Origin of the sequence: Pseudoalteromonas sp. S1612, assembly GCF_005887175.1 — a bacterium.
Lineage (GTDB): Bacteria > Pseudomonadota > Gammaproteobacteria > Enterobacterales > Alteromonadaceae > Pseudoalteromonas > Pseudoalteromonas undina.
Genome location: NZ_PNDH01000017.1, coordinates 25413 through 34013, shown reverse-complemented (window position 1 = coordinate 34013; position 8601 = coordinate 25413). Strand labels below are relative to the sequence as shown.

The 8601-nt window shown below is 41.6% G+C and carries 10 protein-coding genes; all 10 read right to left on the bottom strand.

Features of this window, described 5'->3' with window-relative positions; all coding sequences use genetic code 11:
* Window positions 1–50 precede the first annotated feature (50 nt).
* Entirely contained in the window at window positions 51–272 is a 222-nt protein-coding gene (locus CWB78_RS07625) for a hypothetical protein (RefSeq protein ID WP_249930417.1), read from the bottom strand.
* Window positions 273–399: 127 nt separating this feature from the next.
* On the bottom strand, window positions 400–987 hold the full coding sequence (locus CWB78_RS07620; protein ID WP_249930414.1) for a DUF1240 domain-containing protein: 588 nt from the start codon (window positions 985–987) through the stop codon (window positions 400–402).
* A 289-nt stretch (window positions 988–1276) separates the two neighbouring features.
* Window positions 1277–2635 (bottom strand): bifunctional UDP-N-acetylglucosamine diphosphorylase/glucosamine-1-phosphate N-acetyltransferase GlmU, encoded by a 1359-nt coding sequence (gene glmU, locus CWB78_RS07615; RefSeq protein ID WP_138594914.1) that lies wholly within the window; start codon window positions 2633–2635, stop codon window positions 1277–1279.
* A gap of 297 nt (window positions 2636–2932) precedes the next feature.
* Window positions 2933–3355, bottom strand: a complete 423-nt coding sequence (locus tag CWB78_RS07610; protein WP_008112140.1) for a F0F1 ATP synthase subunit epsilon — start codon at window positions 3353–3355, stop codon at window positions 2933–2935.
* A 13-nt stretch (window positions 3356–3368) separates the two neighbouring features.
* The gene (atpD, locus tag CWB78_RS07605; RefSeq protein WP_008112138.1) at window positions 3369–4754 is read right to left on the bottom strand and encodes a F0F1 ATP synthase subunit beta; all 1386 of its coding nucleotides are present in this window, start codon (window positions 4752–4754) and stop codon (window positions 3369–3371) included.
* A 33-nt stretch (window positions 4755–4787) separates the two neighbouring features.
* The gene (gene atpG, locus CWB78_RS07600) at window positions 4788–5648 is read right to left on the bottom strand and encodes a F0F1 ATP synthase subunit gamma (protein ID WP_008112136.1); all 861 of its coding nucleotides are present in this window, start codon (window positions 5646–5648) and stop codon (window positions 4788–4790) included.
* A 59-nt stretch (window positions 5649–5707) separates the two neighbouring features.
* A complete protein-coding gene (gene atpA, locus CWB78_RS07595; RefSeq protein ID WP_008112134.1) occupies window positions 5708–7249 on the bottom strand; it encodes a F0F1 ATP synthase subunit alpha in 1542 nt (513 codons plus the stop codon).
* A 14-nt stretch (window positions 7250–7263) separates the two neighbouring features.
* Window positions 7264–7797 (bottom strand): F0F1 ATP synthase subunit delta, encoded by a 534-nt coding sequence (atpH, locus tag CWB78_RS07590; RefSeq protein ID WP_008112132.1) that lies wholly within the window; start codon window positions 7795–7797, stop codon window positions 7264–7266.
* Window positions 7798–7813: 16 nt separating this feature from the next.
* Entirely contained in the window at window positions 7814–8284 is a 471-nt protein-coding gene (gene atpF, locus CWB78_RS07585) for a F0F1 ATP synthase subunit B (protein WP_138594912.1), read from the bottom strand.
* Window positions 8285–8325: 41 nt separating this feature from the next.
* On the bottom strand, window positions 8326–8568 hold the full coding sequence (gene atpE / locus CWB78_RS07580) for a F0F1 ATP synthase subunit C (protein WP_008112128.1): 243 nt from the start codon (window positions 8566–8568) through the stop codon (window positions 8326–8328).
* Between the last annotated feature and the right edge of the window lie 33 nt (window positions 8569–8601).

The window sequence follows — 8601 nt, the reverse complement described above, 5'->3', positions numbered from 1 at the left end:
TACAATTCATCTAGTGCATAACAAGCAATACATTAACCTCGTTCTGAAAGTCATCCTGAACTAATTCCAATAGCAACCCCAACTCCAGCAACTCCAGCAACTCCAGCAACTCCAGCAACTAAGTCATACCATGTTTTTTGGTCATTTAAAACCTGGTCGATTGCATGAAATGTCACTGAAATAATTAAACTAACAACGAAGCCGGTTTTCATCGCTTTGGCTGCTTCGAGCTTACCCACCCCTATAGTGAAAAGCTTAGGGTTACTAGCCAAATAACGGGTACCTTTAAGGTAAGCGCGTATTCCAGGATAAGAGTCAATTATGACTGTGGGTAGCCATTGCAAAATTTTGGCTGTAGACATCTCGAACATATAGCCGAATCATTAGGTCTGCTTTATTTTATCTACCAAGTTCCATTCTTGTCTTTTTAATAAAAGCCTCTAATTCATTTAGAGTCGGTTCAATTCCTTTTTCATTATGCATTTCAAACCAATCATAAATATCACTAGTGATTACAGAACCATCTTGTAAGCATAACTCGTCATTTTTTAACCAAACATCGGGACCTCTGAATGATGGACTGGTATACCAATTACAATAAGTATAGCCATTGCTTTTTATATATGACTCTATATACAAGTTGAAAGGGATTACTAGCAAAAGAAATAAAGGTAATGCAATAAACAACCCTTTAACAAAGCCTGTCATTAAGTATTCAGATTTATAATTTAATAACTTCTGAATAGAAGCTAAAAAAAATAAAGAAAAAGGGAAAAGGAAAAAAAGTAAAAGAACCTTTCCACTTTTTTCTTTAAAAAAAGAACTAGACCCAACAGCTTCCAGTAAACTAATTTCTGAGATGACGGTATAAATTAGAGCAAAGCAAAGAATGCAAATTACGATAGACCCTAACAAATTTATACATAATTCTTTAAAAGCGAGGTTTCTGCCACTCTTACTTGCTTTTTCCCATTTAAATATTTTCATAATATTTTTATGCTCGGAACCCCAAATAATGCACCGAATACTCCATAAGGGTCTTCACTCAGTGCTTTATTAAAGCTTATAAATAATGAATAGACTATTACCTGACAAGATACTTTTTAACTGACTTTGGCGTTGTCTTTCAACGATTGCCCAATGAGCATAAGCTGACATGTTACACTTCCTTGAGTTATATTTTAATGTGTTATTGAATAATCTAATTAAGATATATAGACAATAAAAAAGCGAGTTATAAAACTCGCTTTAAATATTTAATAAGTAATAGTCATTACTATTTTTTAACTGGGCGTTTCCAACCATCTAAATTACGTTGCTTGCCACGTGCTACGGCTAGCTGATCATCCGCCACGGTATTGGTAATAACAGAGCCCGCGCCAACGGTAGCGGTTGCACCAATATTTACAGGAGCAACCAGTGACGAATTAGACCCTATAAAGGCGTTATCGCCAATAATGGTTTTGGCTTTATTCACCCCATCGTAGTTACAGGTAATAGTGCCTGCGCCAATATTCACTTTCTCGCCAATTTCAGCATCACCTAAGTAACTTAAGTGGTTTGCTTTAGAGCCTTTGCCTAAACGGGTTTTTTTCATTTCGACAAAGTTACCAATGTGCGAGTCTTCTTCCATTACTGCACCAGGGCGAAGGCGGGCGTATGGACCGAGTGTACATTTAGCCGCAACTGATGCATCTTCAATTAGTGTATTGGCTTTAATAATAACATTGTCACCGATGCTACAGTTTTTAAGTACACAGTTAGGTCCAATTTGTACGTTATTACCAAGCGTTACATTGCCTTCAAAAATAACGTTGATATCGATGAGGACATCTTCACCTGTTTTAACGTCGCCACGTACGTCAATACGTGCAGGGTCAGCAAGGGTGGCTCCATTTAACATCAAGTCTTCTGCTTGCCATGCTTGGTAAGCACGCTCTAATCCTGCAAGTTGTACGCGGTTATTTGCACCTTCAACTTCCATTGGATGATCAGGCTGTGCTGATGTAATTTCTACACCTTCACTGTGCGCCATAGCAACTATATCTGTTAGGTAGTATTCACCTTGAGCATTATTGTTAGACAAGTTACCTAACCATGTTTTTAAAAGCTTACCATTAACCGCCATAATGCCGGTGTTTACTTCGTTAATAAGTAACTGCTCTGCATTAGCATCTTTTTGTTCAACAATACCCACTAGCTTTCCATCAACACGTAGCATACGCCCGTAACCATTTGGGTTTGCTAAATTAACGGTTAATACTGCTAAGCCATTTTTAGGTGTCGCTGCTAATAAACGTTCAAGTGTAGATTGCTTAGTTAAAGGTACGTCACCGTATAAAACCAGTACAGTGTCGTTATCGTTAATATGAGGATTTGCTTGTGCCACTGCGTGGCCTGTACCTAGCTGCTCAGCTTGCAGTACCCAGTTTACGTTATTATCGGCAAGTTGTTGTTGTAATAATTCGCCGCCATGACCATAAACTAAGTTAGTAGAGGTTGCACCTAGCGCATTGGCATTATCGATAACATGTTGAACCATAGGTTTACCTGCTACTTTATGCAGTACCTTAGGGAGAGCAGAGCGCATACGGGTACCTTTACCCGCTGCAAGAATAACCGTTGTTAGAGCCATTAAAACAATTTCCTTTTTCCGTTGTTTTAGCTTAATAGAATAAGTGTGCTGCAAAGTAGATTACGTAAGTCACATCATGTGCAAATACTCAGTAGGCTAAGCAATGACTACTGAATCTTAACTTAAGCAAAGTAACACCTAATAGAATAGGGTTATTGTAGCGAGGATCTTGCGTAGATATAAGTAATAATGAAGAGATATTAGCCATAACGATTAATTTATTTACAAATAGCGACAGGATTTATCATCAGGCACAAAAAAGCCCACATAAAGTGGGCTTTTAAAAACCAGATAGGCTTACTTCTTACGTAATTGCTGAATAACGCGTAGCTGAGCAATTGCTTCAGCTAGTTGCATTGCGGCTTGATTGTAATCAAGCTCAGCAGATGCACCTTTTGCCATTTGGGCTTCAGCGTCACGTTTAGCTTGCTCTGCAGCTTTCTCGTCCAGGTCTTCACCACGAACAGCTGTATCAGCAAGTACGGTCACTATGTTCGGTTGAACTTCTAGTGTACCGCCAGCAATATAGATGAGTTCTTCTTCACCAAATTGCTTAACTAAACGTACCATACCAGGTTTAAGGGCAGTTAGTAGTGGGGCGTGACCGGCGTTAACACCTAACTCACCTTCACTACCAGATACTTGAATAGATTCTACTAAACCAGAAAATAATTTCTCTTCAGCACTTACTACATCAAGATGTACAGTCATAGCTGCCATACTACCCTCCTAATTACATGCTTTTGGCTTTTTCTTGAGCTTCTTCGATAGAGCCAACCATGTAGAACGCTTGCTCTGGCATATCATCAAACTCACCGTTTAAGATACCTTTGAAGCCTGCAATTGTGTCTTTAAGTGAAACGTATTTACCTGGCGCACCTGTAAATACCTCTGCCACGAAGAATGGCTGAGATAGGAAACGCTGGATTTTACGTGCACGAGATACAAGTTGCTTATCTTCGTCAGAAAGCTCGTCCATACCTAGAATCGCGATGATGTCTTTAAGTTCTTTGTAACGCTGAAGAACTGTTTGAACGCCACGCGCTATACCGTAATGCTCTTCACCGATTACTTGCGGATCAAGCTGACGTGAAGATGAATCAAGAGGGTCTACCGCTGGGTAGATACCTAGTGATGCGATATCACGTGAAAGTACCACTGTTGCATCTAAGTGAGCAAACGTTGTTGCTGGAGATGGATCCGTTAAATCATCCGCAGGTACGTATACCGCTTGGATTGAAGTAATTGAACCAGTCTTAGTAGATGCGATACGCTCTTGAAGTACACCCATTTCTTCAGCAAGTGTAGGCTGGTAACCTACCGCTGATGGCATACGACCAAGAAGTGCTGATACTTCTGTACCCGCAAGTGTATAACGGTAGATGTTATCTACGAAGAAAAGTACGTCGCGACCTTCATCACGGAACTTCTCAGCCATAGTAAGACCTGTTAACGCTACGCGTAAACGGTTACCCGGTGGCTCGTTCATCTGACCGTATACAAGCGATACTTTATCAAGTACGTTTGAATCGTTCATCTCATGGTAGAAATCGTTACCCTCACGAGTACGCTCACCAACACCTGCGAATACTGAGTAGCCGCTGTGCTCGATTGCGATGTTACGGATAAGTTCCATCATGTTTACGGTTTTACCAACACCGGCACCACCGAATAAACCAACTTTACCACCTTTAGCGAATGGACATACAAGGTCGATTACCTTGATACCCGTTTCTAAAAGTTCAACTGAGCTTGATTGCTCTTCGTAAGTAGGTGCTGCACGGTGGATAGACATACGCTCGTCTTCACCGATTGGACCTGCTTCATCAATTGGCTCACCAAGTACGTTCATGATACGACCTAGGGTCTTAGTACCAACTGGAACTTGAATTGCTTCGCCTGTGTTTTCTACTGAAGCACCACGACGTAAACCGTCTGTAGTACCTAGTGCGATAGTACGTACCACACCGCCACCTAGCTGCTGTTGAACTTCTAAAGTCAAACCAGCTAAATCGCCATCTGTTACTTTTAGCGCGTCATATACGGCTGGCACGCTGTCTTGTGGAAATTCGATATCCACAACGGCGCCGATAATTTGGACGACCTTACCTAAACTCATGTCTATTCCTCTCGTTAATCTTTGCCTGAAGCATTAAACTGCTGCTGAACCAGAACAAATCTCACTAATTTCTTGTGTGATTGCTGCTTGGCGAGCTTTGTTATATACAAGCTGTAACTCATCCATAAGGTCACCGGCATTATCAGTTGCAGCTTTCATTGCAACCATGCGGGCAGCCTGTTCAGAGGCAGCGTTTTCAACTACACCTTGGTATACTTGAGATTCAATGAAACGTACTAACAAAGACTCTAAAATAGCCTCTGGGTTTGGTTCATATAAGTAATCCCACGCATGTGTAGATACTTCTTCTTCAGCTTTTGGCAAAGGGAGTAACTGATCTACTATTGGCTCTTGCTTCATGGTATTAACAAAGTTGTTATATACCAGGAATAAACGGTCAATTTTACCTTCAGAAAATGCATCTAGCATTATTTTTACCGGACCAATTACGTCCTGTACTGAAGGCTTATCTCCAAGACCTGCTTTTTTAGCAAGCACTTGACCACCAAAACGTTGAAAGAAGCCAGCTGCTTTACTACCTAAAGTAGCAAAATCAGCATCTACGCCTTTCTCTTTCCACGCTTTAATGTCTAATGCAACTTTCTTAAACTCATTTGAGTTTAAGCCGCCACATAGACCACGGTCAGTAGAGATAACAATATAACCAACTCGTTTTACTTCACGTTCTTCTAAGAACGGGTGAGTAAAATCAAGATTTGCTTGAGCAACACGACCAATCACTTTACGTAATTTTTCAGCGTATGGACGGCTTGAAGCCACTCGTTCTTGCGCCTTTTTCATTTTAGACGCAGCAACCATTTCCATTGCGCTAGTGATCTTTTGAGTATTTTTAATACTGCCGATCTTGCTTTTAATCTCTTTTCCGCTGGCCATGACTCTCTCTCCGAATCAAGGTGTGCTTTATATCCTAAAGCACACCATTAATAACTAAATTACCAAGTTTGCGTAGACTTGCACTTCTCTAGAAGTTCTTTAAGCTGCGCTTCGATCTCAGCGTTGTAGTTACCAGTTTCATTGATTTGAGCCATAAGCTCTGCGTATGTGCTATTTGCGAAAGAAAGTAATGCCGCTTCGAAATCCATGATTTTAGAGATTTCGATGTCTTGCAAGTAACCTTTCTCAGCTGCGAATAACGACAAAGACATTTCAGCAACAGACATTGGCGCGTACTGTTTCTGCTTCATTAGCTCTGTTACACGCTCACCATGCTCAAGTTGAGCACGAGTAGCATCATCAAGGTCAGACGCGAACTGCGAGAACGCAGCTAATTCACGGTACTGAGCTAGGGCTAGACGGATACCGCCACCTAGTTTCTTAACGATTTTAGTTTGTGCAGCACCACCAACACGCGATACCGAGATACCAGCATTTACTGCCGGACGGATACCTGAGTTGAATAAGTCAGTTTCTAAGAAGATCTGACCATCGGTGATAGAGATAACGTTTGTCGGTACGAACGCAGAAACGTCGCCGCCTTGAGTTTCAATGATAGGCAATGCCGTCAATGAACCTGTTTTACCTTTCACTTCACCATTAGTGAACTTTTCTACGTAATCAGTGTTTACACGTGATGCACGCTCTAAAAGACGCGAGTGAAGGTAGAATACGTCACCTGGGTATGCTTCACGGCCTGGTGGACGCTTAAGTAGCAATGAGATTTGACGGTAAGCAACAGCTTGCTTAGATAAATCATCATATACGATTAATGCGTTTTCACCACGGTCACGGAAGTATTCACCCATAGTACAGCCCGAGAACGGTGCTAAGTACTGAAGTGCCGCAGATTCAGAAGCAGATGCTACAACTACGATAGTATTTGCAAGTGCACCGTGCTCTTCTAATTTACGTACTACGTTAGCAATAGTAGATGCTTTTTGACCAACCGCTACGTACACACACTTAACGCCTGTGTCTTTTTGGTTGATGATTGCATCGATTGCTAGTGCAGTTTTACCTGTTTGGCGGTCACCGATAACAAGCTCACGCTGACCACGACCAACTGGGATCATCGCATCGATAGATTTATAACCAGTTTGTACTGGCTCATCTACTGATTGACGCTCGATTACACCTGGTGCAATTTTTTCTACAGGTTCAAAACCGTCGTTATCTAAAGCGCCTTTACCATCGATAGGAGCACCTAGCGTGTTTACAACACGACCAAGTAGACCCGCACCAACAGGAACTTCTAAGATACGACCAGTTGTGTATACTTTTACGCCTTCTGTAAGGTCAGCGTAAGGACCCATTACTACTGCACCAATTGAGTCGCGCTCAAGGTTTAGTGCGATAGCATAACGGTTGCCAGGAAGCTCAATCATCTCACCTTGCATACAGTCAGCTAGACCGTGGATGCGAATGATACCGTCAGTAACAGATACAATTGTACCTTCGTTACGAGCTTCACTTACAACTTCGAACTTCTCAATACGTTGTTTGATCAGATCTGAAATTTCAGTGGAATTAAGTTGCATGCTCTTTTTCCCAATTACGATTGTAGTGTTGTGGCTAAGCGATTTAATTTACCGCGTAAAGAGCCGTCAATTACAGTGTCGCCTGCCTTAATAATAAGGCCGCCAACTACTGTAGCGTCTTCACTACAATTCAGCTTAACTTTGCGTGCGAAACGTTTTTCAAGTGCCGCTACCAATGATTCTTGCTGGGCTGCAGCAAGAGGTGTTGCCGAAATCACATCAATATCGATTTCTTTTTCATAGTCTGCTTTTAAAGCAGAAAATAAATGAGCAACTTCAGGTAGTGCAATCAAACGTCCATTTTCAGCCATCACCTTAACTAGGTTCTGACCTTGTTCGTTGAGCTGCTCACCACATAAGTTAATAAATAACTCAGCTTGTGCGGTAGCAGTAGGCAATCCAGCTAAAATGGTAGATGCCTGTTCATTGCTGGCAACGTGGCCAGCAAAGAACAACATGTCATTCCAGCTTTCAATAGCGCCTTTTTCAACGGCAAGTTCAAAAGCCGCTTTAGCGTATGGGCGAGCGATAGTAGTCAATTCAGACATGCTCATACCCTCCTAATTACAGCTCAGCGACAAGTTTTTCAACGATGTCACTATGTGCGGCTTGATTGATTTCGCGCTCTAAAATTCTTTCTGCGCCAACCACTGCCAGAGTTGCTACTTGCTTACGTAGCTCTTCTGTCACACGGTTACGCTCTGATTCAATTTCAGAGTGCCCTTGAGCAATAATTTTTTCACGCTCTTGCTGACCACGAATAGTTTCTTCGTCAACAATTAGCACGGCACGCTTTTTAGCTTGATCAATGATATCAGCCGCTTGAGCCTTTGCATCTTTAAGCTGTTCTGCAGCTTTCTGTTGCGCTAGTTCTAAGTCTTTCTCGGCTCTATCAGAGGCAGCTAAACCATCTTCGATTTTCTTCTGGCGAGCTTCAATTGCACCGTTTAGTGGTGGCCATACGTATTTCATACAAAATAATACGAACACCGTAAACGCAATTAATTCACCGATAAGAGTGGCGTTTAAGTTCACAACCGCTCCTCCTTAAATAGTAAGCTGTTCAAAAAATAAAATTAAAGTACGAACAACAATACCATCGCGATACCAACACCAATCATTGCTACAGCATCGATTAGACCAGCAAGGATAAACATTTTAACTTGTAGCGATGGTGCTAGCTCAGGTTGACGTGCACATGCTTCAAGGAATTTACCGCCCATGTTACCAAAACCGATTGCTGTGCCGATTGCACCGAAACCGATAAGTAAAGCTACTGCGATGTATTTTAAGCCGTTTAATAATTCTAAAGCTTCCATTTATTTCTCCAAAGTTTCAATTGTATTAAAAGT

Bases quoted from the DNA above. Each gene is read 5' to 3' on its own strand.
- atpE (WP_008112128.1), bottom strand. From the start codon at position 8,568: ATGGAAGCTTTAGAATTATTAAACGGCTTAAAATACATCGCAGTAGCT.
- CWB78_RS07620 (WP_249930414.1), bottom strand. From the start codon at position 987: ATGAAAATATTTAAATGGGAAAAAGCAAGTAAGAGTGGCAGAAACCTC.
- atpG (WP_008112136.1), bottom strand. From the start codon at position 5,648: ATGGCCAGCGGAAAAGAGATTAAAAGCAAGATCGGCAGTATTAAAAAT.
- CWB78_RS07610 (WP_008112140.1), bottom strand. From the start codon at position 3,355: ATGGCAGCTATGACTGTACATCTTGATGTAGTAAGTGCTGAAGAGAAA.
- atpD (WP_008112138.1), bottom strand. From the start codon at position 4,754: ATGAGTTTAGGTAAGGTCGTCCAAATTATCGGCGCCGTTGTGGATATC.
- glmU (WP_138594914.1), bottom strand. From the start codon at position 2,635: ATGGCTCTAACAACGGTTATTCTTGCAGCGGGTAAAGGTACCCGTATG.
- atpA (WP_008112134.1), bottom strand. From the start codon at position 7,249: ATGCAACTTAATTCCACTGAAATTTCAGATCTGATCAAACAACGTATT.
- atpH (WP_008112132.1), bottom strand. From the start codon at position 7,797: ATGTCTGAATTGACTACTATCGCTCGCCCATACGCTAAAGCGGCTTTT.